Here is a 23,231-nt window from a genome sequence, read left to right as displayed (position 1 = left end):
TGTATTAAAACGTGCTTGTTTTCAATATTTTTGCCATACACTATGGCACACAATCCTATCTATATCAAAAAGCGTAACGAGCATATCAGGAATAGGTTTAGATACCATCGCAAAAAAAATCCAAACTGGACGATCATCGCAGTAATTAAAACCGTTTCAGAGGAAGCTTTTTTATCTCCCGCCACAATCGGAAAAATTCTAAAAGAACAGGATGTGAACGTGCCAGATGTGAAAACCATCTGCAAGTATTCTACAAAATACCTGGTTGCTTAATTTTCTGCTCCGGCCTGAAATAAATATCCGTACTATAAGTAAATACGCTAAACACGCACATCTCCTGGTAATTCATTTCATTTGCCTCCTTTAAAATAAACTGCTGCGTGAGCAGTTCATCATTGAGGTTGCGCACAACCTTACCATCAAGCAAGTCCTGTACATTAGCAATCAGTTTTTGGTGTTCAGCTATTGCACCATCTTGTACACTATTGTCAGCGTTTTTAAAAGGAGCATAGCTGATAATGTGAACCCTTACAAGCGCTTTCCGCAATACTTTAACACCTTTTGCGTAACTATCTACTCTGCATTTTTTTGGTAGTTCAATGTAAATAGCCGGTACACGATAGCTCGTGTTGTCTTTACTTTTCAAATACTGGTTAATAAAAAAGAAACATGGGGCAATGTTTTTCAATTGCTCTTTAAGTGCTTTGTAAATGGGATATGTGAACATTTTTATGATAGAATTTTGGTGAGATCTCTTGTTAGTTTTCCGTTGATGTTTTCGTTTAATTTTTCTGAAGGGCCAATAAATTGCCGCTTAGGGAAAACCAGTTTTTTGGCAAGCGCCATGTATTTATATTGTTCTGCCACATCGACCCTGCCATTCTCGTTTGCCTCCATATGCTTTGCCCAGAAGTATTTTTTCATTTGGGGCGTTACAGGTACTTCACCGCCGTTGTTATGTATTTCGGCATAAGGCAGATCGGTATAAATAATAACAGTATTGCCTTGTACACGAAAATCAATGCTGTCGCCTAAATCACCACTTTTTGTTAAAGTTTTTTGTCCGTTGGTACCGCCTTCTCTTTTGGTTTTACGGCTTGCCCACTTGGTAACAGCGGAATCAACAAAGCCCTCCACCTGGAAGTTGTTTTTAAAAAAGTTTACAGCTTCCTGCCCAATGACGGTGAGGGCATCTGTTTCGAGATACCGCCTTGCCTCCTCCAGTTTTTCCAGCAGGGCATCCGCACCTTGTATATTTTTGTTATCTAAACTCATTGTTATATATTTGTGGTGCGGAGGGCATGCCACATCGGAAACAGAGCCAACCGCTCCCAAAAGCCGCAAACTCGTTTGCGGTTTTTGCTTTTTAGAACCAGCTGCCTTCTAATATTTCCTGCCTTGTAAAGCTTTTCCAGTCACCATTAAAAAATATCCAAAGCATTTGCCAGTCATCATATCCGGCGTGTGAGAGCTTCCCTTTAACCGCACGTTGCAGGTCATGCGAACTAATGTAATTGTCCCTATCTATTTTCAAGGCAATGTTGTTGCATTGCTTGTTACAACGGCCTACAGCCTCTTTAACCGCGTCAATGGAGTTAATGAATACAGTTTTAAGGTCGGTAGCATAAGTTCCGGTAATAAGATAGTCGGGGCTTTTGTTTGGCTTTGCTCCTGGTATTACAAACGCTTTACGCAATGCAGGGTCTTGTATATCCGGCAATACCTTAACCTGTTCGCCAAAGTTTGCCAACTCTCTCGCTGTTACCAGTACTTCTTTAAAATCGGTGTTATTAAATGCCAGGGGATGCACCTCCACGGTGCCGCCGCTTTTGGCTTTGTAAACGGATTGGTAATCTGCTTCCAGAGCCATTTCATTATTGACGATGGTCTTCGCTTGCTTTATCAATGCAGGCTGATCGGCAGGCGGCACAGATTTAATATAGCCGCTGTTCTCAATATCAAACACCTGGCCTGTTTTGCCGGGATTGAAGCGAAAGTGTTCATCAGGTAACGGAAGATCGTGCGGAATGTCCGTTGGTTCCTTATCCGTTGGCCTCATTCCGCACTGGCACAAATAGCCGTTTGGCGGCCATATTGTGTTTAGTATCGGGTCGTCTAAACGAAATACAAGTCCGTAATACTTTATATGATCCTGCCTTGGGTTGGCGGCCCGGCTTGGTATATATTCAACACATGGGTACAAGCGCTTTGTTTCCTGTGCCTTTTGCCACACCGTAGCCATGCGACAGGAACGAACTGCTGTGTCATACTCTGTGCCAAGCCAGTCCTTGCGATAAGTTTTATCAACCTTTAAGGCTTCGTTGATAAAGTCCTGTTTGCTTCGCCTGTTGCCATCGTTGTCCTTCAGTAAAGCCCCAATTTCTTTTACGCATGCATGGCTTTTAAAAATGCTAAATATTGCTGTGTTTGTTTGCAGCTGCTTAAGCATTTCGTAATTAGGTGTACCATATTCAGCTTTTAGATTGTAACCTTCCTTTACGCCGGCCTTTAGTGGCTCGTAAAAGCTTTTGAATAAATCTGTTTGCGTTTTCGATTGAACAGTTCCTTTTTTGTAAAGCTGCTCAATCACGTCATTCACCACTTTGTTTGCATCAACAGTTAGTACCTGGTCTCTTTGCTTATCAGATAAAAAAAAGGCTTCGCTGTGATCGCAGCACACGTGAATGGGTCTATTGTTCGTCGGTTGGTTCCTTGTCAGTGTCTTTTGCATCTTTCGCCGGTTGGTTTTCAAATGATCGGGATAGTTTCTTTTTGCGTTCCTGTATCAATGCAGGATAGTCAAAGCGAACATTCTCCAAATCTGTAAAGCCTTTCAATCGCAGATAAGGAAACAGTTTTAAGTTAACCATGTCCGCTACACGCTGTAACCGGCTAAGCGTAAGGTCTTCAAAATTGCGTTCCTGCACTTCTGCAGAACCAACGAAAGATTTTTGTGAACTGGTGGCAACCTGGCCATTTACGAGTAGTGTAAACTCTTCATTACACAATTTTATGTTGTCGTAAAAAATATCGTGCATACGTTGGCCGCTTCGTTCCAGCATGCCAATATCATCGCCCTTTTGCCCAATAATGTACCCATCACTACCAAAGTTTGACGCCCTTGCTTCGTAGTCATCCAGCTCTGTATCGGAGTTGGTGTCAACAAGAACCTTCAGCAATGGATTGCCCCATTTTTCACTGGTACGGCTCCAGTCTGTGCGGGAGTAATATTTCCAGATAACGTTATAAGCGCATTCCAATAAAATGCCATAATCATTGCGGCTATCACAGAACTCAACCAAATCAATATCAGTTGCGATATCTGCATAAGAAAGGTAGCTGCCGTTCACACTAGCATCAATTAAAATGCACTGCTTTTCTATACTCACGTATTCGTGGTCTAAGCGATTTACAACGCCAATATCAGCAGCCTTTGCATCTATCTGGTCATATTCCACTACACCATACCCATGCATTTCAGATTCAACGGCATACTTAATAGAATCGTTTAACCACTTCTTACGATACCTGGTACTAAGCGTTTCGTCTGCTTTGTCAGAATCATGAGCATACAACATAAAAGGTTCGCATTGTACCTTCATAATGGCATCCCGTATTTGGCTTTTCAGTCTTGCATCCCTGAGTATGTATCGGTATATCTGGTGAAGCTTTGACCTGTCGGGGTTCTGTGGGTTTTCGGCCATTACAAGGGCGGTGCGAATGTCAGCTATCTGAAAACTCACTTCACGTTTGTTTTGTTTTCTTATAACCGAGCTTGCTTTCTTCCTTCCGGTGTTGCTAATCGCTTCAGGCTTACCAGCGCCTTTGCTTAAATTGATTGTATAGCCTAATATTTTTACTGATCGCATAATAATTGTTTGAATAGCGTTTAAATAGTGTTTAAGGCATGTGTGAGCGTTTAGGGTTGCTACCAAAGCGCCTTAGCCCGCTGCCGTCTTGAACGGCGATTTCGGGGCCGTTTGCGCCATTGCTGCTGCCATTGTTGCCGTTGTCATCTGTACTACCTGTACTCTTAGCGGGTAGATCAAGGTTTGTTTTTCCTTTGCTCAGATTGAGCAATTCCTCCATTGCATCATCATAGTTTTTTATAACCTTTTCCGGTATGTCGTTATCATCAGCATTTTGGTAAATGTTATAAAGGGCAATGCTGATGGCAAGGGAAAGAATGTAAAAGTTTCTTTGCGTTCCAGCTTTAGAAAACTCCGGCACTATATCGTACAGGTTGCCCAGGAACGAAGCGATAGTATCTTCAGCTATTTTACTCGCTTCCGTTAAAACATCTTCTTCCGTTTGGTCATTCTGTGTCGCATTTTGCAATAGCAGATCAAAGAGGGCCAGTGAAATTCTAATGCGATAATCTTTTTTTTGTATATACATTTTTGAAAATTTACATGGCTCGTTGATTCTTCTTTTTATACTTTCCACTGCGTGGTGGCTGGTGCGGCTTCTCTGCCTGATCTGCCATCCATATGGCACCTTCCAATGCATCCGGGCCGTCATCATTTACGCGGCTGCCTTTTTCAATAGAAAGCGTTTGCGCACGCAGCAGCTTCATATCCGGGCTGGTTTTCTTATTGAGGTTAAACCGGATTTTGCCCCGCTCAAATAGTGGCTGCATGGTAACCATGCGCTCGTATTTGTCGCCCTTACTACGTTTATCAAAAAGGCATCTTAGCGACCTGTTTTTATCCTCTTCCACACGCTCCAGTTCTTTACCATGTACAACATCCTGAATGAAGTTTGCTTCCATTGCATGCTTGATGGTGTACGAGTTGTATTCTTCATCTACTTCAAAAGCATGCTCCCACATTTTTTTGCTGGTTGCTTTTCTTATCCAGCAATCAATAATGTCGTAGTATTTGCCGCTTTTGCCCAGCAGCACCCATGCTTTAAAATCGCTTTTATCAGTTGCTTTATAGGAAGGGTCGAGGTAATGTACCAGTACACCTGAGGGATATTTTATTTGTGAACAGTCTACCCAATTATTCATCCATTCAGCAAGGAACTCTTTACCTTCTTCAAATGGTGTGTTCATCCGTTCACGTGTAAAACCAGCACCTTCAGTCTCTTCGAGGTCTGCAATTAATTCCTTTGTGAAGTCGGGGCTTTCCGGCCAATTACTATTTCCATCTTCGTCAAGAATATTTACCTGGTGTACTTTCTTTTTTAAAGCTTCATCCTCTTCAATAATGGCTGTTACGGTGTTATCGTGGTACTTATTTTGCGCCACAACCAGCCACCATTTTCTTGTCCACAATGCAGGTTTGAAAGAATCTATTACCCACTTCTTGTCTGCTAAAGCAATATCCCTGTTCTTGATTTGCACATCATCGTTCAAGTCATCAACGAGGCCGTAGTTGGGCCGCTTCCATGTGAACTTGGTTCCACGTGGGTTTTGCTTTTTGCCAAAGGCATAAAAACCTACATCATCCTTTGTTTTAAAAGCACCATCTTCCCAATTGCCGTAACTGTATTGCTCTCCAAAGTCGTTCTTGATGCGCTGGTTGTTTTGGAAATTTGCTTGTAAGTCTGCAAGTTTATCAGCGGCCATGTCTTCATTGTGGCTACCCACCATCATACCGTTTAACTGACCGTTAAATTTTATGAATGACGGAAGGAACAACCCAAAGTGTGTAGACTTTGCAAAACCGCGACTCCATTGCTCCAAAAAGATATTGTTGGGGCAATCATAAACATCTGGTTGAATGTTTTTGTGAAAATGAGCAAAGGGTGCAAAGCAGTAGAGATGGTAATAATAATTGCAAAATGCCTCGTAGTTACTTAACAGGTATTTAATGCGCTTGTTTTTATCACCAATACTCTCGTGAAGATCAATAGGCGTAGTTGCCTTGACCACTTCCAGCAGGTCTTGAAAGTCCCTTATATATTTACTATCTCCGGGCTTAATCATTTTTGAGGGATGTTGCTTTGTACTTTAAAAATTCAAGCATTACAGGGCCGAACCGTTTCGCTGTTTCATTGTCATTCTTATTCATCCATTCAAGGCATTCTTTTAGTACCGAATGATAGTTGGACAAATTGTACTTCTTACCCAGCGTATCAATGGAATTGGTAAGCTTAATAATCTGGTCAGTTTCCGCAGGCGTTAAGTTGCGCTTCTCTGTGTTGGCAAACTTTTTAATGTTCGCCATTTCCTGATAGAAGCCACGCACCAGCTTTTCTTTTGTTACCTGGTTGGCTGTCTTGTCCAGTTCCCAATCATTATCCTTTGCCCATTTTCCTATTTGCACTTCGCTCACCTTTACAATACCCGCAATCTTCTTACGAGTTAGCTCTGTATTGCAAAACAGGTCGTAAGCTTCGTTGTATTCATCTGTCTTTTTCCTTCCCATATGTTGCTTTTATTATGGTTTTACCAACACAAAACTCATAACAACTACTGCCGTTTTAAAAACGGCATTTCTGCATGGTGGAGAAATTCCACCAAGTAGGTGGAAATCTTCCACCAATGAGGATTTGTGATTTTTTACAGCGTTGCCGGCTCTTCATTTTTGTGTCCTCAAAACATCGAAACAAAAGCGTAGCAGATGGCATTTAAGAAAAGATTTTTAATAAGCGATGAAAGTGTAAATACCTACGGTTTCGCAGTAAGAACAGCCGGTATCCGACTTGATAACGCAATGAAAAATTGTCCTGCTTTTTACGAGCATGACACTGACGAGGTGCCATTGGGCCATTGGGAAAATTTTACTGTCGAAGGCATTAGACTATATGCAGACCTTGTTATTGAAGGAGCTAATGACATTGAACGCACTTACATCCGTAAAATTCAAAACGGAGACATGAAAGGTGCAAGCATTGGAGCTGACCCTATAACATGGAATGGTGATCCGCAGCAACTGCTACAGGGACAAACATTACCCTGGCTGGAAGAATGCGACCTTTTTGAGGTAAGCCTTACCGCATTGCCCGGTAATAAAAACGCTTTAGCATTAAAAAAGGACGGTGCGGTTATAAAGCTTAACAGCACTAATGCTCCTCTATTCATAAAGCCACTTAAAAAAGAAGAAGACATGAAGCAAATTGCTTTAAAACTAGGGTTGCCGGAGAATGCAACCGAGCAGCAAATAATTGATGCAGTCGCATCTATACAGCTAAGCCAGCAAAGTACTACCGCCACGCAACAAAAGATCATCGAACAACTTTCAAATGAACTGGAAGGCGACCAAAAAGTTTTTTTTGTAAAACTGAGCAAAACAAGCCTGCCAGATGCGTTGGAATTTTTAACACTCAGCCAAAAGAAATTGGAGCTTGTAGCTGAGCCAATTGCACCAGCTACCACAACAGTCACCGGTAAAGTAGTAAAAGATGTGCCAGTTAGCACGTTGCTTAATAAAAGCGCTCTCATTAAAAAAGAAGAAGGTGAAGACAATGAAGGTAAAAACACCTTTGATTACTTACAAAAATTTGACAAAGCGGAACTGTCCCGTATTAGCAAAGAAGAGCCTGCACGCTACACACAATTGACGGCAGACTACGGTAAAGGCATTCGCTATACCGGTAAAGGAAAATAGCATTTTGAACCACAATAAAAACAACAATCACATTTTCACTAACAATAGTAGTAACATGAAAAAACTTAATTTTTTACAGGCAGTTCTATTCAATGCCTTTGTAGGTATCGTAATAGCGTTCATTTTCTCATTCAATCCATTTGTTTTCGCCATTGCCGTTAACTGTATTGGCATAACGATGGCGAAGGTAAAGCAGGCCACTGGCATGGTGTTTTTTGATGGCCTTGCACAGGAGGTTTGGCTGGCAGATGTATTGCAGGACTTCTACCCAAGCAATCACTTTCTATCTGCCGCACGTGATCTTAGTTCCTTATGCGATAACGAAGCCATTAATCTTGCCGAAGTTGGCGCGGACCCTGATGTATTAGTGAATAATACGGTGTGGCCCATTCCTTATACCGTTGCGGCTGACAGCCCATTAAAAATTCTTTTAAAGACTTACGATACAACAAGCTCTGTTGTGCGTAATGCAGTTGCCATTGAGCAGGCGTACGACCAAAGAGCCATTTACGTGCAAAAGCACCAAAGGGCCTTGTTGAAAAAATTGGGTATGGATGCCGCGTGGGCATATGGCGTTGCCACAGCTGACAGCACAAAAAGCAATACAATTACCGAATTAAATGCTAACGATAGCTTTATTGATGCGGTAATTGACAAGCAAACCGAATATGCTGACATGGATGCGGATACAGAGGACTGGATTGCAATCTATACACCTGCGCACATGGCTATGATAGCCAAGGAAGATAAAAAATTATACAAGGCTATTATGGCGAAGCCAGGAGATGTGTTCTATGGTTTTAAAACCTACACATACAGTAAAAACCCCTACTACATAACAGCTGCTAACGCTCCGGGAGGCGTTGCCACAAAAGCCGGTTATGGCGCGGCCTTTAATCCTGCCGTTCACAAGAAGAGTTCTCTATTCTGCCTTGGCAGTGAGATCATGGTAGCTCAGGGCGGCTTTGAGTTCTTTAGCAGAATGAAAGACCCGGACTACAAAGGCGACATTTTCAACTATCAAATGCGCGGCGTTGCGGCTCCTTTGCGTAACAAACATCTGGGCGCTATCATAGCATAAAAGAAATGGGGCAATAATAATAACGGCAACTCCCTGCCTAAATTTTGCAGGGAGTGCCACGACCCCACATTACAAAACTTCAATACTTTTTTATGGCAAAAGCAAAACTGCCTGAACAAATACAGGACGGAATCACTGACGAACAAAAACGGTTTCCCGCTGAAAACCCGCTTCCAGTTGAAAATAAACAAACGCAAGTGCAAGTCACTGGAGAGCAGTTAAATGTCACAAGTGATACGGTTGTAGATAAAAAGGAAGAGCAAAAGCCCACTCCTGATCTCGCGAATCCTAAGCAGACACAAGGCGAAATCAACCAGGAACAGGAACCTGTTTTGGTTGGAAGTTCTTTACCGACCCAAAACGAACAAGTACAGGAGTCAACAAACGAAAATTCCGACGAACAGTTGAATGTTACAGGTGATGAATTGGTCGAAGAAACGGAAATGCAAAAGAGTCTTTACAATCCGGCAAAACTGATTAGGACTTATGTTGAGTTGTATCCAAAAAACAAAGTATTCTACATCACCACTGATATGCAGGTGTTTCTTTCAACTGGCAAACGGGATGCTGAACTACATCAGCAAAATGTTGACCCCAATGAGGAAGTCTATGTTTTTGAGGCGTAAGCTTCCATTTTTTTAACACTCAATTCTTTCTAAAATAGTATGGGATTACCTACTGTAAATATACCACGCCTTAACGGGCAACTGAACCGCACACAGCCGGTTAATGATGCGGTGGCTTGTATTGTTTTAACCGGTGTGGGAAATGCAGGCGGCGCACAGCTAATGCAACCTTACCGCATTTTTGATACCAATGCTTTGATTGACCTTGGCATTGATGAAACAACAAATCCGCTCGCCTTTAGTGAAATTGCAGACTTCTACGAAAAAACAGGTAACGGCGCTGAGTTAAACTTTATGCTGGTAAGTGATGCAACATTGCTGGCAGACATCTGCGATAAAGAAAAAAACATCGCATCAAAACTCATCGACAGCACAGAAGGGCGTTGTGTAATTTTCGCAGCCAACCGCATACCGCCAAACGGCTATGCAGTGCAAAAGCAAAATGGTCTTGATGCAGATGTATGGAACGCCGTTGATAATCTGAATGAACTTGCAAAGTCTTACGACAACAGCAATACACCTTTTGTGGCCATGTTACCAGGCATTGGCTTCTCTGTTGATCATTGCACAGAACTGGCAGATAGAAACACCATGAGCAACGATTATGTTGCAATAAGCCTGGCATGCTCTACAACCAATAAAACTGTAAGCATGGGCATGCTATGCGGTGTAATTGCCAACCGACAGGTACAGCGCAACATTGCACGAGTGGCAGATGGCGCCGTTACAAATGGCGCTTACTTCCCGGACGGTACATCTTCCACTGATTCAAAAGTGATCAATGTGCTTGGTAGCATACACGATAAAGGCTACATCTTCCTGCGCAAGATCGCAGACAAGGCCGGTTACTTTTTCAATGATGATCCAACCTTCACAAAAAGCACGGGCGATTTTACCAGCATCAGCTGGAACCGCGTAATCAATAAATCGAAGCGCATTTGTTTTCTCACGCTTATTGAAAAATTGATGGATGACATAGACATTAACACTCAAACCGGGCAAATAGAACCGGGCTTAGCCAGCGATTGGGAAAGCGATGTGGAGAATGCCATCCGGGCGGCCATGATAAGAGTGAGTGGTAACAAAGTGCCTGAAATCAGCGGCGTTAAATGCACGGTGAATCTTGACAGTGATATCAATAATGACATTATTGATTGCTCACTTCAGATTGTGCGTAAAGGGCAAGCAAAAACAATAAACGTTAACATCAGCTATGCGGCCACCGTATAGCCTAAAAAACAATAAAACACAATGGGTTTAAAAGTAAACGGCATTGAATACGAGTGGGGAGATGTTACCATTACCGCTATGGGGCGCACGTTCGAGCGTGTGCTTGAAATCGAGTACGATGTGGAAGTAGAGAAAAAACAAATATATGGCCGTGGCCGCAAAGTGAAAGGCATCCAGCGGGGCAACGAAAAACCCACTGGCTCTATAACGCTTGGGCAAAGCGAAGTAGAAGCCATGATACGAAAGGCCCAGGAGATGAACCCGCAGGCGAAGCTAACCGATCTGGTAATGGATATACAAATCTGTTATCTAAGTGGCGTGTCTGCTTCAAGAAATGGCACTGACCTGGTGCGGGACAGGTTGATAGGTGTTGAGTTTACACAACAGCCAAAAAGCATGAAACAAGGCGACACGGATATGAATATCAAGCTGCCGATTTTATTCATGGACGCACAATACAATTTTTAATTCTAACGGGTTTTAATTCTTATTTGAACATCGTTTAACTACCCTTTAAATATCATTTCATGGAAAGGAAAATAAAAGCTGCTGAAGTAACTGAAGATGTTATTAAGCAATGGAAGGCGCAATATGGCAAGGTGTTTCAGTTTAAAGCAGAGGACGGTAAAACGGCTTACTTCAAACAACCGGATCGCAAGGCCGTTGATGCATCTTTTGCCATTGCTAAAACAAGCCCCGTTCGGAGTGATGAAATTATTGCAAAGAACAGCTTTATCGGTGGCGACGAAGAAGTAATCACAGAAGACAAATACTTCTACTCCCTTAGCCGTTACCTGGGCCAACTGATTGAAGTGGTTGTGGGGGAGTTAGCGGAGCTTTAGACAAAGCGAGGGCTAACGCTTCTCCTGACTCGCTGCAATATCTCAATTACCTGGTAAAGTACTATTACAAAATAGACCCTTACGCATTAACAACCGAAGAGTGGGCAGATCATGTGGCTTACCTCGAACTGATACGTGAACGCGAAAAAATACAGTCCCATTTTTAATATATGAGTGGAGTTGCATACAATATCAATGTAGAACTTTCAAATAGCGTTTCGGCAATTCAGGAGTTTATTGAAAAGCTGAAAAGCAGTGCGGCTACTGCAACAACTGTTACCGAAAAATTGAAAGATGTAGGTAACACAAGTACACGCATTTTTATAAAAATGGGCGCTGATGAAAAAGCGTTGGATGCGCAAACCAAACTTGTAAAAACCGGTATTGATGAGCTTCGAGAAACGCTGAAGAAAATGAACGACCTGCAGGCAGCTCGTTCATTAAAAGATGATTTTAAAAAAGCGGGGGAGGAAGTTGAAAAACTAGAAGGTAAAACTAAAAAAGCTGCTACCGGAACTCAAAGGGCTTTAGGTGATTTAAAGAAAGTGCTAATGCCCTTATCCGTTGCTGGTGCAGTAGCAGGTGCATTTTCATTCGGCAAAGAAAGCATTAATGCTGCCATGCAGTATCAAGCCACCAGCAAGAGTTACGAAGTGCTTGCCGGCAATCGCTCAAAAGGGAAAGACCTTGCGGGTAATTTAAACAAGCTTCAACAAGACACTATACTAGGCCCGGAAGTTTTCAAAGCAGGGCAAACCTTAATGGGCTTTGGTATTACTGCCGAAAAAGTAATGCCCATTGTAAAGCAGCTCGGCGATGTGAGTATGGGTGATGCGCAGCGGTTTGATTCGCTTACCCTGGCATTTAGCCAAACACAGGCGGCAGGCCGGTTGATGGGGCAAGACCTTTTGCAATACATCAACGCGGGGTTTAACCCACTCCAAACAATGAGTGAGCGTTGGCAGGAATTTGGTTTCAAAGCGAAAAAAAGTGTTGGCGAGCTTAAGAAGGAAATGGAGAAAGGTGCCATTTCTTCTGAGATGGTGGCAAAGGCATTTGATCTGGCAACGAGCAAAGGCGGAAAGTTTGCCAATATGATGGACACCATCGGGCAAACATCTTACGGCAAGCTGAAGGTTTTGGAAGGGCAATGGGAAAACTTTAAAATACAAGCGGGAACCGCGCTCATGCCCATTGCAGAAGGCTTGATGACTGCCGCCAACAAAACCATGGAATGGATTACACCAACTGAAACAATTGCAGATAAGTTGCGTGTGGAAAAGCAAACGGTAAATGATCTGGTCAGTTCCATTACCGGGCTTAATGAAAATAATGATACCAGGAAACTGCTGCTTGACAAACTGATAAAAGCGTATCCGGATCTGTTTGGCAACCTGGACACAGAAAATACAAAAAATGCTGACCTGCTTGAAAAGCTAAAGGAGATTAACAACCAATATGAACGCCGTATTGGATTGGCTCAAGCGTCATCAGACTATGATGTTTCTAAAAGTGAAGTTGGAGAACTGGAGGCGCTTTCTACGGCCATTCAAAACCAGATATCCTATTACAAGCTTCATCCTGAGGAACAAAACTCAATGAACCTGTTTAACAGGAATAAATATTTAGGATTTGGCAACGCCATGAAAATAGCTACTGATGGATATGGCGATGCGAGCATTGACAATCTTGAGACTTATAAGAAAGCGGTGCTTAATCCTAAACTTGACAAGGCACGAACGCTGCGGGATAAAGCAGGAGACAAATATAAAAAGACACAAGCTACTTACGAGTTTGAGTCCGCTATAAAAGATGCGTACGATCTGGCACATGATGAAAGCAAGCTGGATGCTTTGTTCACAAAGAAGAAAGACAAGCAGAGCTTTTTGTCAATGGCAAATAAAATAAGCCTTAATGGTGGTATTTATAATACGGATGGTGGCGGAGTTGCTTTCGCAGATAAGCTTAAGAAAATGATGAATCCGGTAACGGCTCAAACCCTTTCCGGTGAGGATAACAAAAAGCATAAGAAAGAAAAGCTTACAACCATGGGTAGCAACATTACAGGTGGCGGACCCCGTAACGTAACCATTAACATTGGCAAGCTGCAAGATCAAACAGTGATCCATACAACCAACCTGCAAGCGGGTGCTAAACAAAGCGCGGATGCCATTATAGAAATGATTTTAACGACACTGAAAAGTGTAGACGGTAAAACAATGAACGAGTAAAATGCCAGGATTTAACGACATATTAGACACACGTGCAACCACAGTAAATGTGTTTGATGTACTTGGTAAAGTGTATGGTGCGAGAGGCATTCCTTTTCCTGGCAAACCGAAAGAAGGCGATAATAACATGATCGCAACAGGGTTTGAGAATTTTGCCATACCACCTGATAGAACGATTGGCAAAAGCGGCGTAATAAAGCAATACACAGATTCTGTTTTAGGCCGATATGAGTTTTTGCCCGCAACAATTAACAATGTGCTGATTCCTAATGCAGTGGTATTGATAACAGGAGAAAAGGAGATCATTGAAACTACTGTCATAGATAACGGAACCGTGTTTGAAAAAGTATTCGAGCGGCCTTTTGATATTACCATTATCGCCACTTTAATCAGTGACGATGGTAACTGGCCGGAGAATGATTTTATTAAAATGGCAAAGCTGTTTAGAGACAATGACCTGGTTACGCTTAAATGCGCATCCACCAACAACTTTTTACAGCCGGAAAATAACTTCCTGATTAAGAAAATAGATCTGCTGGATAGTGCAGGTAGTGAGAACGTGGAAGTGATACAGTTTAGCGGACGCAGTAACGTTGATTTTTTACTCGAAATAGTGTAGCGATGTATTTAGGACAAACCACATGTGAAATAGCGATTGCTGACAAATACAAGCTGCGCGGCCTGCACGAAGTGCAGATAAAGAAAAGCGTTCACCAGATTGTTCAAACTGCAAGGTTGACCCTTCCGCTAAGCGTTGTTATGAAGAATAGTGATACAGTTGGCAATGTAATAAACAGAACAAAGCTGATTGATTATATAAAGGAAGGCGACAAAATAAGCATTGCTTTTGGTTATGACGGGAAACATAGAAACGAGTTTTCCGGGTACATAAAAAGAATGAACCCGAAGCAACCGCTGGAGCTTGAATTGGAAGATGAGTTTTACTTATTGCGCCGTCTTCGCCTAAGAAAAAGTTTTTTAAAATCGGATGTAAAGGTGGTGCTTACCTGGTTAATGAATGAATTGCACAACGCCTTTGGCGTAAGCTATCCGCTTTATAATAATATACCGGATTGCATCATTTACAACATGCGCATTGACAATGCAAACGGTGTTGAAGTGTTGCAAGATATAGCGAACAAATATCTTCTTGTAAGCTATTTAACAGATTTAAATGGGGTTAAAACGCTGTATTGTGGTTTGAAATATGGTTTGAGAAAACAGCATGTAAAGTATGTGCTGAATAAAAACACAATACGAATTGATGATTTGAAATTTAGAACCGTTGACGACACAACATACAAAGTAGAAGTGTTTAACCAATTGCCAAACGGGCAATTAAAAAAGTTTGTGTTTGGTGATACAAAGGGCGAAGTACTAAAACTGCGAGTATCCGGAGAACGAAGTGAGGCCGAATTAAAACAACGGGCCGAGGCAGAAATGACGACATACAATACCACGGGATATAAAGGAAAGCTTGAAGCGCTTTTGTTTCCTTACATAGAGCCGGGATGTATAGCGGATATATCAGACCCTCAATTTAAAAATAGAGCTGGTTCGCATTACGTGGGAACAGTTACAACAATCTTCGGCGTAAGCGGTGGTAGACGAATACCGGAATTAGACATAACAGTAAGTGCATGAAACAAGCAAGGGAACTGGTACAGGCGTTTAAAGATATTGTTGGGAAGGATGTGAACATCTTTCCGGCAACTGTTAAGTCAGTTGATAAAGAGAGTAACACATGCGTTGTTGACTTTGAAGAATTGGATTTGGGCGGTGTCAGGTTACAGTCTATTGAGAAAGCAACAAAGGGGCTTACCATTTACCCGGCAATTGGAAGTGTGGTATTGGTTCAACGGCTAACCGACGAGGACTATTTTATATGCATGTTCAGCGAAATTGATCAGGTTGTCATCAAAACGGATGAAACGGTATTTGAAGTGAAGGACGGCGTACTGGTAAAGAAAGGCGACGACACACTAAAAGATGCGCTGTTGTTGATTGTTCAGGCCGTTCAACAAATAACAGTTTTATACGGTAATAATCCTGACTATGCAAAGCTTCAACAGGCAGTTACAAAAATTAATAACATTTTGAAATAATGGCACTCAGTAAAGATGTATTAGGTAAAGGTTTATACAATGCGCTGAAAGCTTTTAATGATAAAGACAAAGATGCACTGGGTGATTTGGAAGATGCCCGCTTAAGTTTTTGCAAAGCCCTGGCTGATGAAATTATCAAACACATTGCAAGTGCCGGAGTAGTTAAAGTAACCGTAAATACAACAGGTACAGCAGCCGCACAGGCAGGAACTGGAACTGGCACAATAAGTTAAAACATGAAAGATTTTATACTCGATGAATCAGACGATTTATTAATAAAGAACGGAGACTTTGTCATAGATACAAGTGATGAACAGCAACAACGCCTTATGCTGCTCTGCGCTCCTGGTTCTTTTAAAAACGCTCCTGATAAAACGGTGGGCATTGAAAGGTTTCTTATGGATGACGATGTTGCAGGCATGTTACACGCTATCACTGCGAGGTTTAAGGATGACGGCTGCCCGGTAAACAGCATCGAGTTCAATGAGCAAACAGGCGATCTATCGTATAACGCAAAATATGTTGAGTGATGGGAACTGTAAAAGCAATGGCCGGTCAAACCTTGATTGATCTGGCAATTCAGGCAAGCGGAAGTTTAGAAGCGCTTTTTGATATCGCCTTGCTAAATGGGATATCAATAACTGATGAGTTGACTATAGGACAGATTTACAAACTGACCGAGGTGGTTGATGATAGTGTGGTCAATAATCTATACCCTTTAAAACCTGCGTCCGCACTGTTTGACATAAGCGACCAATCCGAAGGAATTGACTACTGGGCCATCGAAAAAGATTTTATAGTGAATTAAAACAGTTTTAAACCTATGGGAACAACATTAGCTCAAGCGGCCTTACAAATAGCTGCGACACAAATATACGTTCAGGAAGTGCCAAAAGGCAGTAATGCCGGGCCACAAGTTGAGAAATACTTAAAGAGCGTAGGATTGGGAAAAGGATATAGCTGGTGTGAAGCTTTTGTCTATTGGTGTGTAAATGAAGCGGCACGCAATCTGGGTTTAGTGAACCCCCTTGTAAAAACAGGCGGTGTGTTAAACCAATACAACACCTGCACATTGAGAAAGTTGCCAAACAGATCGAATGCCGTAAAGCCGGGCGACATTTTTATAATGGACTTTGGCGGCGGCAATGGACATACCGGGTTTGTAGAAAGTGTAGGTAGTGGTGTAATTACCACCATCGAAGGAAACACGAATAATGACGGCAGTCGTGAAGGGTACGAAGTGTGTAAACGCACTCGCCCTTTGAGTGCAATTAAAGGATTTATCCAACTTAACTAGATATGAATATTGATAGCATAATGGAAGTCCTTCTTCCTGCCATTGCGACTGGTGGTGTAGGTTGGTTATTTGGCAAGCGAAGAAGCAATGCAGAAACCCGTGGTGTAGAAATAACCAACGCAGAACGGTTGGCTGAAGTGTGGCAAAAAAATGCGGAAAGCATGGAGAAGCAAATTGCCGATTTGCTGGCCGTAACTGAAGCACTTCGAAAAGAAAACCTAAGCCTAAAGGAAACGGTGTACGGGTTGCAGAAAGAGGTTGCTGAACTGAAGGCCCAGAACAATAAATTAATTAACAAGCTAAACGAAATAAAGAAGTATGCTCAAAATAACAATAGCAATAATAGCATTCCTGGCGTTGATAGTGGCACTGTGTAGTTGTAAAACAGTAACGCCAATTATTACAACAAAAATTGATAGTACGATTCGTGTTATTACAGTTAAAGAAACCTTGCATGATACGACCCTGATTGTGCAAGCTGATAGTGCTTCGATTACTGCTTTGCTTGAATGCGATAGCGCAGGCAATGTATTGCTTAAACAGTTGTTACAATACTCGCAAGGTAATCGCATTGCCCCTCCGAAAATAAGCCTTAAGAATAATGTGTTAAAAGCGTTATCCGTAACAGATTCTGCCAAGATTTACTTGGCAGTAAAAGAATTAATTGAAACGGATCATACTACCGAGAAGACAAGCGAAGTAAAATTCGTTCCTGTGAAAGAAAACTATATAACCCGTTGGCAATGGTTTCAAATATACCTGGGTCGAATTTTCGGACTGTTCATCGCTGGTTATTTAATTGGTGTGATCCTAAAGAACAGGCTCGCATTGTTGAGTTTGTTTAGCAAAAAAACTGTGTAAATGTCGCGTTCGATCAACGAAATACAACAATCAATTCTCACAAGTGTACAAGCTGATGAGAATTTAAGCGAATTGAGCAGCAAAAGCAGCACCGCTATCTGGCGCTTGTGGACGTACATCGTCGCAGTGTGTGCATGGAGTTTGGAAAAGTTGTTTGACACTTTTAAAGCAGATGTGCTGGAAACCATTTCCCGCATGAAGCCCGGCTCTGTTCGCTGGTATGCAGAAATGGCAAAAGCTTTTCAGTATGGTTGTCAATTGCCGCCCGATACTGATCAATACGACAACAGCCATTTAACTGACGACCAGGTACAAGCCAGCAAGATTGTTAAATATAGTTCGGTTGTTGAACAGGCAAAAAATTTACGTGTTAAGGTTGCCAAGGAAACAACAGACTTGGAGCCATTGACCAGCACAGAACTGGCAGCATTTAGAGAATACATGCAGCGTATTACATACGCAGGCGTTAGGCTACAGATAGAGAGCAGGCAAGCCGATACAATAAAAGCGAAGCTGATCATTTACTATGATCCGCTGGTGCTAAACGATCAGGGGCAAAGGTTGGATGATAGCGATAGTGAACCAGTACAAACGGCTTTTAAAAACTATTTAAAACAGTTGCCATTTAACGGGCTATTTGTAACAACATACCTGATTGATGCGCTGCAAAAAGTTGAAGGGATTGTTATTCCTCAACTTGTAAGCTGCTCCGCAAAGTACGGAGACATTGAAACAGCTATTGATGTAATGTATGTGCCGGATGCGGGTTATTTACGACTGGAAAACGAAACCGATTTAGAACTAGAATTTATTCCACAAAGTGTTATCCAATAAAAACATATACAATCTTGACATTAAGAAGCTGGCAATTATTCTTACGCCAGTTATTCTGCGAAAGCGAAGATTTATTGCATGGCTCGCAGCGCTGGTAACGCCCATTGATTACGTGTACAAGTTGTTCGTACGTTTTCGTGGTGACATGTTGTACAGGTTGCAAATAACCGGGCAGGTGTGTTATGTCGAAAAAATGCTGAATGATCGCTACGACACTATTCAACGGCGTATCTATATAAGGCAGGCTAAGGAATACCCACCGTTGTTTCTCTATCAAAAAATTGAGGGCAAGCCGGTAATACTTTACACCAAAGCAGAACAAAGGGATAAAACATTCCTTTACACCAAAGCAGAATCAGGAAAAGACACGGTTGATTTTATAGTGTACGTTCCTGCTATCATAAATTTTAATGAAAAAGAGTTGTTGGCGCTTGTAAACACTTACAAGTTAGCAGGCAAAACATACAAAGTGAGTTATGTATAAAAAGATTGATTTTTCGAAGTTGGAAGGTTTGGCAGTGTTCCAGGGCACTCTTGATTTTCTGCAAATCTGCTATGAAAACACGTTTTCGGCTATTGCGAAAGTGTTAGGTGATAAAGTGATTATTAGCGGTGCGGAGTTAATCAACGGCAGTTATACCGAAGGCTGGATTTGTTTAAATGGCGAACTATTGCCATTTACGGGCGGGTTGCAGCAACCTAAAATTGTAGTCGAACAGTTGGCAGATACTGAGCTGTTTGGCGACGATAGTATTCAAACGGTTTACTTTACTCGCCGTGCCAAGCTTGCCAGCGCCAGCAATGTAGACGGTATTGCGATTGAAGATTTCAAGCGATTGAGCAACTTGCAAATTATAACGCGAGATGTTGCCAATTTGAAAAACGATTTGGGAAATCTTGAGGATGCATTTAGTAAATACAAACCTGATTGGAACAACATTCAAAACAAGCCTGACACATTCGCACCAAGTGCGCATAAACATAAGTGGGCGGACATTACGGACCCGCCCGAAATAGGCGTTCAAATTGTTTATAAGGCAAGCGTAAGAGTTGGTGATCCCGGCAGTAGTTCGCAAACTAACCCCAAGTTTCAGGATGCTGCCAGTCCCGATTCCCGCTTGTATGTGTATCACAACCTGGGTTATAGTAATTACATGGTTATTGGTAGTCTTAGAAGCATTTCGTCGAACTGGAATGATGATGATGATGTCTTTCACATGATAGGTAAATGCAACAATGATTACTTCGAATTGCTATTGAGAGAGGTAAACAACCTTTCGCAAAACCTGCAATTTGATTACGTGATTATAAAAATGTAATAATGGCAAAGCAAACAATAGAAAAATTAAAAGGCTGGTTTAAGACAGGCTTAAAACCAACACAGCAGCAGTTTTGGGATTGGTTGGATAGTTTTTGGCATAAGGATGATAAAATTCCGGTAGGCTCAATTGATGGGTTGCAAAAGGCGTTAGACAATATGCCGGATGCAGGTGTTATCAAAGGGCTTGGAGATCAGTTTCAGAAGCATGTTAGCGATACTGAAAACCCGCACGAAGTAACGAAAGATCAGGTTGGCTTGGGTAGCGTAAACAATACGAGCGATGAAGACAAGCCAATAAGCAACGCGACAGCGGCGGCGTTGCAATTCGTTAATAACGCTGTGAGCACAGTTGATGCAAAAGCCGATACCAAACTTACACAGGGCGGCGATGCGTTGGGTGAAAATCTTGTTGCCGGAACTAATGATAACTACCCCTTCATTGTAAAACAAAATGGAATTGAGCGAGAAAGACTTGCAGCAACTACAGGGAATAAATTAATAGGGACTGCTTATGATAACGGCATTGATAAACTACAGGTAAACGGAAGCATTAATGCAAACAGCGCTACTTTACATTCGGAGGGGCTAGGAAATTCGCAAGTAAGTAACGTGAATATTAATAGAACGGAGGATGGCGCCACTTTTGGACTTAACATTGGTACTGGTAAAACCTACGGATTACGTTATCTTTTGTTTCAATCATATGGCACCAGTTTTCCAGCTTTATTTTACTTCCCCAGTACAACATTCGTTGGTAGTCTGAGTGTTAGCGGAATATTTAATTGCCCTACCATAGAGACAAGTTCACCAGAAGGGTGGAGTTTTATATCAGGTCTTGGAACAACTCGCAGAGATATTTCAAAACCTATTTTAAAAATAGGTAACACGGGACATGTTAAAATAGCTACAAATCCTGCCACTTCAAGTGTTGATAACTATGCTGCGGCATTGGATGTTCAAAGTACGACTGCAGGGTTTCTGCCTCCGCGCATGACAACAGCGCAAAGGGATAGCCTAGATGGAATATTTGAATATACTGTAACAAACGGAGGAAGTGGATATGTTTCACCTGTAATAACAGTATCAGGAGGTGGAGGTAGTGGCGCAATAGCCTTGGATATAGAGATTGTTAATGGTACAATAACAAGAATATTCGCTTCTTCTTCCGGTTCTGGTTACACAAGCCAACCAACGATAACTATAACAGACAGCGGTGGAGGCAGTGGTGCAACGGCCATCGCAAAGCTAGGTAAGCTTGAAGGGGGGCTAACAATTTACAACCTTGACACTCGCACAATGCAAACGTGGAACGGCACCATGTGGAAAGACCATTTCTAAAAATTAAACCAATACATTATCGATGAAAAATTTAATAATTCAGATGCCAATGAAGTTGGCTCTTTGGTGCGGCCAAGGACTTTGGGATAATAGAGATTATCTACCAGAAGCACGCAGTTTGGATGCTTCAATATTGAATACACAGTATTCCGAATCGGAAAACATTTCAATTGAAATGCGACCTAATACTATTATTGATATTTATAAGCGAATATCAAACCTTCCAGTTGGTGTCTCAGCAGCAATAAATTCAGATGCGAAAAATAATTTGTTACCCCAGTTAATAGCATTTGCGCAAGGAACAGATGCAGAACTGGCTGAAAGTGCAGCGCACGTATTGACCATTTTACAAGAATGGGATGAGAAGCAGCAGCAAGACGCAGAAGCAATTATTACAAACCTCGTATCGCAATTATTTACTAGTTAAACATCGTTCATTGATCACTAAAAGTTATGATTTGAGAATGGTAACAAGTAAGAATGTAGTTCAATTATTAATTGCAGATGATCTCATAAAGGTCGCTTATGTGTATTCATACAAAAGCTGCGATTATTGGAAGGTATTGGACCAAATTACGGTGCAGCTTTCCTGTGGCAAAGTAACAACGATACCAGCAGGTTTTTATACCGATATGTCGAGCGTTCCGCGGTGGTCGTGGTCGTTAATGTCTCCTGTTGGAGATTTCAATTTTGCAGCAATCTTACATGATTGGTTATACGACGTAACGTGTGATGTTGAAATAACACGCGAACAGGCGGACAACGAATTGCTTTACTGGAGCCGCATTATTAATAAAAGCAGGTATAGTAACAGGATTGATAACTGGATAAGATATTGTGGGGTAAGGCTATTTGGTAAGAGCCACTGGAAATAAAAAAAACCCTGCCTTACTAAGAGCGGCTCTCACCCCGCTAAAAGATTAAAGGTGCTGACACACCACGACAAGGGCTAAAGCCTTTGTTGTTTGGTGTGTCAGCACCTTTTTGTTTGTGAGAGGTCGCAAATGTAAATGATAAACAATAGATAAAAAAATGAAGAGTTACAACAAAGCGCCCCTGCCATTTATGGGGCAAAAGAGGAATTTTTTAAAGGATTTAAAAGAGGTGTTGAAACAATACCCTGAGGACGCGACGTATATTGATTTGTTTGGCGGTAGTGGCCTGCTGGCTCACACAATTAAGCAAGAACTGCCAAAGGCCAGCGTTATATACAATGACTTTGACGGTTACCACGAGCGAATTGACAATATTCCTAAAACCAATAAGCTGTTGGCAGATATACGCAAAATTGTTGCTGACTGTCCAAAAGACAAGCTGATCCCTGCGGAAACAAAGGCACGAATACTAAAGCGCATTGCGAAAGACGAAAAGGCCGGTTTTGTGGATTATGTTACGCTGTCTTCATCGCTGCTATTCAGCGCAAATTATGTTACCAGCTTCAAAGCTCTTTCAGCCAGTACGATGTACAACTGCGTCAGGCAGGGCGACTATAACGCAGATGGCTATCTGACCGGAGTTGAAAGGGTTTCTGCCAGCTATGAAACAATATATCGCAAGTACAAGGATAACCCGAACGTTGTTTTTGTCGCCGACCCGCCGTATCTCTCCACAGAAACAGGGACATACAAGATGTATTGGAAGCTGAAAGACTATCTGAATGTGCTTCAGGTACTGGAAAAACACAGGTATGTTTACTTTACGTCCAATAAATCGCAGATTCTTGAATTATGCGAGTGGATTCAGACCCGGACAATGGCCGCTAATCCCTTTGCAGGTGCAACAGTTCGAACGGTCAATGCAACTGTCAACTATAATTCCAGCTATACAGACGTGATGGTTTTCAAAAGTTCAGTGTAGTAGTTAATTAAATAGCCTTTAAAGTGGGTTTAAAGGCTATTTTTGTTTGTAT

General features: G+C 41.9%; 31 protein-coding genes. 24 read left to right on the top strand and 7 right to left on the bottom strand.

Annotated elements, in window-relative coordinates; all coding sequences use genetic code 11:
• Positions 1-42: 42 nt before the first annotated feature.
• Complete coding sequence (locus QJ048_RS05135; protein ID WP_282333258.1) at positions 43-273, top strand: hypothetical protein; 231 nt, start codon at positions 43-45, stop codon at positions 271-273.
• Here QJ048_RS05135 and QJ048_RS05130 read toward each other — a convergent pair.
• The 7 genes from QJ048_RS05130 to QJ048_RS05100 all read right to left on the bottom strand — a co-directional run bounded on the left by QJ048_RS05130 (position 251) and on the right by QJ048_RS05100 (position 6,374).
• Positions 251-727 (bottom strand): hypothetical protein, encoded by a 477-nt coding sequence (locus QJ048_RS05130; protein ID WP_282333257.1) that lies wholly within the window; start codon positions 725-727, stop codon positions 251-253. The two genes, QJ048_RS05135 and QJ048_RS05130, sit on opposite strands and share 23 nt — an antisense overlap.
• 2 nt (positions 728-729) lie before the next feature.
• A complete protein-coding gene (locus QJ048_RS05125) occupies positions 730-1,275 on the bottom strand; it encodes a phage virion morphogenesis family protein (protein ID WP_282333256.1) in 546 nt (181 codons plus the stop codon).
• A gap of 91 nt (positions 1,276-1,366) precedes the next feature.
• The gene (locus QJ048_RS05120) at positions 1,367-2,731 is read right to left on the bottom strand and encodes a phage minor head protein (RefSeq protein ID WP_282333255.1); all 1,365 of its coding nucleotides are present in this window, start codon (positions 2,729-2,731) and stop codon (positions 1,367-1,369) included.
• Complete coding sequence (locus QJ048_RS05115; protein ID WP_282333254.1) at positions 2,691-3,869, bottom strand: phage portal protein family protein; 1,179 nt, start codon at positions 3,867-3,869, stop codon at positions 2,691-2,693. Before QJ048_RS05115 ends, QJ048_RS05120 begins: the two co-directional genes overlap by 41 nt.
• Before the next feature lie 31 nt (positions 3,870-3,900).
• Positions 3,901-4,398, bottom strand: a complete 498-nt coding sequence (locus tag QJ048_RS05110) for a phage protein Gp36 family protein (protein ID WP_282333253.1) — start codon at positions 4,396-4,398, stop codon at positions 3,901-3,903.
• A 10-nt stretch (positions 4,399-4,408) separates the two neighbouring features.
• A complete protein-coding gene (locus QJ048_RS05105) occupies positions 4,409-5,932 on the bottom strand; it encodes a hypothetical protein (protein WP_282333252.1) in 1,524 nt (507 codons plus the stop codon).
• Positions 5,925-6,374 (bottom strand): hypothetical protein, encoded by a 450-nt coding sequence (locus tag QJ048_RS05100; RefSeq protein WP_282333251.1) that lies wholly within the window; start codon positions 6,372-6,374, stop codon positions 5,925-5,927. Before QJ048_RS05100 ends, QJ048_RS05105 begins: the two co-directional genes overlap by 8 nt.
• Before the next feature lie 195 nt (positions 6,375-6,569).
• Here QJ048_RS05100 and QJ048_RS05095 point away from each other — a divergent pair, with 195 nt between their 5' ends.
• The 23 genes from QJ048_RS05095 (at position 6,570) to QJ048_RS04985 (ending at position 23,179) form a co-directional block, all read left to right on the top strand.
• Positions 6,570-7,556: an HK97 family phage prohead protease gene (locus tag QJ048_RS05095; protein ID WP_282333250.1), complete on the top strand. Its 987-nt coding sequence runs from the start codon at positions 6,570-6,572 to the stop codon at positions 7,554-7,556.
• 55 nt (positions 7,557-7,611) lie between these two features.
• Positions 7,612-8,637: a hypothetical protein gene (locus QJ048_RS05090; protein WP_282333249.1), complete on the top strand. Its 1,026-nt coding sequence runs from the start codon at positions 7,612-7,614 to the stop codon at positions 8,635-8,637.
• 92 nt (positions 8,638-8,729) lie between these two features.
• Positions 8,730-9,263 (top strand): hypothetical protein, encoded by a 534-nt coding sequence (locus QJ048_RS05085; protein ID WP_282333248.1) that lies wholly within the window; start codon positions 8,730-8,732, stop codon positions 9,261-9,263.
• Positions 9,264-9,302: 39 nt separating this feature from the next.
• Positions 9,303-10,493 (top strand): DUF2586 family protein, encoded by a 1,191-nt coding sequence (locus QJ048_RS05080; RefSeq protein WP_282333247.1) that lies wholly within the window; start codon positions 9,303-9,305, stop codon positions 10,491-10,493.
• 21 nt (positions 10,494-10,514) lie between these two features.
• Positions 10,515-10,961 (top strand): hypothetical protein, encoded by a 447-nt coding sequence (locus QJ048_RS05075; protein WP_282333246.1) that lies wholly within the window; start codon positions 10,515-10,517, stop codon positions 10,959-10,961.
• 59 nt (positions 10,962-11,020) lie between these two features.
• A complete protein-coding gene (locus QJ048_RS05070; protein WP_282333245.1) occupies positions 11,021-11,335 on the top strand; it encodes a hypothetical protein in 315 nt (104 codons plus the stop codon).
• A gap of 170 nt (positions 11,336-11,505) precedes the next feature.
• Positions 11,506-13,566: a tape measure protein gene (locus QJ048_RS05065; protein WP_282333244.1), complete on the top strand. Its 2,061-nt coding sequence runs from the start codon at positions 11,506-11,508 to the stop codon at positions 13,564-13,566.
• Position 13,567: 1 nt separating this feature from the next.
• A complete protein-coding gene (locus QJ048_RS05060) occupies positions 13,568-14,185 on the top strand; it encodes a DUF6046 domain-containing protein (RefSeq protein WP_282333243.1) in 618 nt (205 codons plus the stop codon).
• A gap of 2 nt (positions 14,186-14,187) precedes the next feature.
• Positions 14,188-15,210, top strand: a complete 1,023-nt coding sequence (locus QJ048_RS05055; RefSeq protein WP_282333242.1) for a hypothetical protein — start codon at positions 14,188-14,190, stop codon at positions 15,208-15,210.
• Positions 15,207-15,671: a tudor domain-containing protein gene (locus QJ048_RS05050; protein WP_282333241.1), complete on the top strand. Its 465-nt coding sequence runs from the start codon at positions 15,207-15,209 to the stop codon at positions 15,669-15,671. The genes QJ048_RS05055 and QJ048_RS05050 overlap by 4 nt, the downstream gene beginning before the upstream one ends.
• Complete coding sequence (locus QJ048_RS05045) at positions 15,671-15,904, top strand: hypothetical protein (RefSeq protein WP_282333240.1); 234 nt, start codon at positions 15,671-15,673, stop codon at positions 15,902-15,904. The genes QJ048_RS05050 and QJ048_RS05045 overlap by 1 nt, the downstream gene beginning before the upstream one ends.
• A gap of 3 nt (positions 15,905-15,907) precedes the next feature.
• Positions 15,908-16,201, top strand: coding sequence for a hypothetical protein (locus tag QJ048_RS05040; protein WP_282333239.1), 294 nt, complete (start codon positions 15,908-15,910; stop codon positions 16,199-16,201).
• On the top strand, positions 16,201-16,479 hold the full coding sequence (locus tag QJ048_RS05035; RefSeq protein WP_282333238.1) for a hypothetical protein: 279 nt from the start codon (positions 16,201-16,203) through the stop codon (positions 16,477-16,479). The genes QJ048_RS05040 and QJ048_RS05035 overlap by 1 nt, the downstream gene beginning before the upstream one ends.
• 15 nt (positions 16,480-16,494) lie before the next feature.
• The gene (locus QJ048_RS05030; RefSeq protein ID WP_282333237.1) at positions 16,495-16,968 is read left to right on the top strand and encodes a CHAP domain-containing protein; all 474 of its coding nucleotides are present in this window, start codon (positions 16,495-16,497) and stop codon (positions 16,966-16,968) included.
• Between the two features lie 2 nt (positions 16,969-16,970).
• Positions 16,971-17,345: a coiled-coil domain-containing protein gene (locus QJ048_RS05025; RefSeq protein ID WP_282333236.1), complete on the top strand. Its 375-nt coding sequence runs from the start codon at positions 16,971-16,973 to the stop codon at positions 17,343-17,345.
• Positions 17,287-17,829 (top strand): hypothetical protein, encoded by a 543-nt coding sequence (locus tag QJ048_RS05020; protein ID WP_282333235.1) that lies wholly within the window; start codon positions 17,287-17,289, stop codon positions 17,827-17,829. Before QJ048_RS05025 ends, QJ048_RS05020 begins: the two co-directional genes overlap by 59 nt.
• On the top strand, positions 17,830-18,663 hold the full coding sequence (locus QJ048_RS05015) for a hypothetical protein (protein WP_282333234.1): 834 nt from the start codon (positions 17,830-17,832) through the stop codon (positions 18,661-18,663).
• On the top strand, positions 18,650-19,147 hold the full coding sequence (locus QJ048_RS05010) for a hypothetical protein (RefSeq protein ID WP_282333233.1): 498 nt from the start codon (positions 18,650-18,652) through the stop codon (positions 19,145-19,147). The genes QJ048_RS05015 and QJ048_RS05010 overlap by 14 nt, the downstream gene beginning before the upstream one ends.
• Positions 19,140-19,982 carry a hypothetical protein gene (locus QJ048_RS05005; protein WP_282333232.1) on the top strand — a complete coding sequence of 281 codons (843 nt, stop codon included), beginning with the start codon at positions 19,140-19,142 and terminating at the stop codon, positions 19,980-19,982. The genes QJ048_RS05010 and QJ048_RS05005 overlap by 8 nt, the downstream gene beginning before the upstream one ends.
• A gap of 2 nt (positions 19,983-19,984) precedes the next feature.
• A complete protein-coding gene (locus tag QJ048_RS05000; protein ID WP_282333231.1) occupies positions 19,985-21,322 on the top strand; it encodes a hypothetical protein in 1,338 nt (445 codons plus the stop codon).
• 22 nt (positions 21,323-21,344) lie between these two features.
• Positions 21,345-21,749, top strand: a complete 405-nt coding sequence (locus QJ048_RS04995) for a hypothetical protein (RefSeq protein ID WP_282333230.1) — start codon at positions 21,345-21,347, stop codon at positions 21,747-21,749.
• 37 nt (positions 21,750-21,786) lie between these two features.
• Positions 21,787-22,197 (top strand): DUF1353 domain-containing protein, encoded by a 411-nt coding sequence (locus QJ048_RS04990; RefSeq protein ID WP_282333229.1) that lies wholly within the window; start codon positions 21,787-21,789, stop codon positions 22,195-22,197.
• Between the two features lie 157 nt (positions 22,198-22,354).
• Complete coding sequence (locus QJ048_RS04985) at positions 22,355-23,179, top strand: DNA adenine methylase (protein WP_282333228.1); 825 nt, start codon at positions 22,355-22,357, stop codon at positions 23,177-23,179.
• The last annotated feature ends 52 nt before the right edge of the window (positions 23,180-23,231 follow it).

This window comes from Pinibacter soli (genome assembly GCF_029961145.1).
GTDB lineage: Bacteria > Bacteroidota > Bacteroidia > Chitinophagales > Chitinophagaceae > Pinibacter > Pinibacter soli.
Note: the sequence above shows the minus strand (reverse complement) of the source record. Positions and strands in the feature narration are given on the sequence as shown.

Excerpts from the sequence above, each read along its gene's own strand:
- QJ048_RS05065 (WP_282333244.1), top strand. The coding sequence starts at position 11,506 with ATGAGTGGAGTTGCATACAATATCAATGTAGAACTTTCAAATAGCGTT.
- QJ048_RS05110 (WP_282333253.1), bottom strand. The coding sequence starts at position 4,398 with ATGTATATACAAAAAAAAGATTATCGCATTAGAATTTCACTGGCCCTC.
- QJ048_RS05095 (WP_282333250.1), top strand. The coding sequence starts at position 6,570 with ATGGCATTTAAGAAAAGATTTTTAATAAGCGATGAAAGTGTAAATACC.
- QJ048_RS05000 (WP_282333231.1), top strand. The coding sequence starts at position 19,985 with ATGGCAAAGCAAACAATAGAAAAATTAAAAGGCTGGTTTAAGACAGGC.
- QJ048_RS05055 (WP_282333242.1), top strand. The coding sequence starts at position 14,188 with ATGTATTTAGGACAAACCACATGTGAAATAGCGATTGCTGACAAATAC.
- QJ048_RS05030 (WP_282333237.1), top strand. The coding sequence starts at position 16,495 with ATGGGAACAACATTAGCTCAAGCGGCCTTACAAATAGCTGCGACACAA.
- QJ048_RS04985 (WP_282333228.1), top strand. The coding sequence starts at position 22,355 with ATGAAGAGTTACAACAAAGCGCCCCTGCCATTTATGGGGCAAAAGAGG.
- QJ048_RS05100 (WP_282333251.1), bottom strand. The coding sequence starts at position 6,374 with ATGGGAAGGAAAAAGACAGATGAATACAACGAAGCTTACGACCTGTTT.
- QJ048_RS05130 (WP_282333257.1), bottom strand. The coding sequence starts at position 727 with ATGTTCACATATCCCATTTACAAAGCACTTAAAGAGCAATTGAAAAAC.
- QJ048_RS05125 (WP_282333256.1), bottom strand. The coding sequence starts at position 1,275 with ATGAGTTTAGATAACAAAAATATACAAGGTGCGGATGCCCTGCTGGAA.
- QJ048_RS05035 (WP_282333238.1), top strand. The coding sequence starts at position 16,201 with ATGGGAACTGTAAAAGCAATGGCCGGTCAAACCTTGATTGATCTGGCA.
- QJ048_RS05060 (WP_282333243.1), top strand. The coding sequence starts at position 13,568 with ATGCCAGGATTTAACGACATATTAGACACACGTGCAACCACAGTAAAT.
- QJ048_RS05045 (WP_282333240.1), top strand. The coding sequence starts at position 15,671 with ATGGCACTCAGTAAAGATGTATTAGGTAAAGGTTTATACAATGCGCTG.
- QJ048_RS05050 (WP_282333241.1), top strand. The coding sequence starts at position 15,207 with ATGAAACAAGCAAGGGAACTGGTACAGGCGTTTAAAGATATTGTTGGG.
- QJ048_RS04995 (WP_282333230.1), top strand. The coding sequence starts at position 21,345 with ATGAAAAATTTAATAATTCAGATGCCAATGAAGTTGGCTCTTTGGTGC.
- QJ048_RS05040 (WP_282333239.1), top strand. The coding sequence starts at position 15,908 with ATGAAAGATTTTATACTCGATGAATCAGACGATTTATTAATAAAGAAC.
- QJ048_RS05020 (WP_282333235.1), top strand. The coding sequence starts at position 17,287 with ATGCTCAAAATAACAATAGCAATAATAGCATTCCTGGCGTTGATAGTG.
- QJ048_RS05135 (WP_282333258.1), top strand. The coding sequence starts at position 43 with ATGGCACACAATCCTATCTATATCAAAAAGCGTAACGAGCATATCAGG.
- QJ048_RS05005 (WP_282333232.1), top strand. The coding sequence starts at position 19,140 with ATGTATAAAAAGATTGATTTTTCGAAGTTGGAAGGTTTGGCAGTGTTC.
- QJ048_RS05080 (WP_282333247.1), top strand. The coding sequence starts at position 9,303 with ATGGGATTACCTACTGTAAATATACCACGCCTTAACGGGCAACTGAAC.
- QJ048_RS04990 (WP_282333229.1), top strand. The coding sequence starts at position 21,787 with ATGGTAACAAGTAAGAATGTAGTTCAATTATTAATTGCAGATGATCTC.
- QJ048_RS05105 (WP_282333252.1), bottom strand. The coding sequence starts at position 5,932 with ATGATTAAGCCCGGAGATAGTAAATATATAAGGGACTTTCAAGACCTG.
- QJ048_RS05120 (WP_282333255.1), bottom strand. The coding sequence starts at position 2,731 with ATGCAAAAGACACTGACAAGGAACCAACCGACGAACAATAGACCCATT.
- QJ048_RS05090 (WP_282333249.1), top strand. The coding sequence starts at position 7,612 with ATGAAAAAACTTAATTTTTTACAGGCAGTTCTATTCAATGCCTTTGTA.
- QJ048_RS05115 (WP_282333254.1), bottom strand. The coding sequence starts at position 3,869 with ATGCGATCAGTAAAAATATTAGGCTATACAATCAATTTAAGCAAAGGC.
- QJ048_RS05075 (WP_282333246.1), top strand. The coding sequence starts at position 10,515 with ATGGGTTTAAAAGTAAACGGCATTGAATACGAGTGGGGAGATGTTACC.
- QJ048_RS05015 (WP_282333234.1), top strand. The coding sequence starts at position 17,830 with ATGTCGCGTTCGATCAACGAAATACAACAATCAATTCTCACAAGTGTA.
- QJ048_RS05025 (WP_282333236.1), top strand. The coding sequence starts at position 16,971 with ATGAATATTGATAGCATAATGGAAGTCCTTCTTCCTGCCATTGCGACT.
- QJ048_RS05085 (WP_282333248.1), top strand. The coding sequence starts at position 8,730 with ATGGCAAAAGCAAAACTGCCTGAACAAATACAGGACGGAATCACTGAC.
- QJ048_RS05070 (WP_282333245.1), top strand. The coding sequence starts at position 11,021 with ATGGAAAGGAAAATAAAAGCTGCTGAAGTAACTGAAGATGTTATTAAG.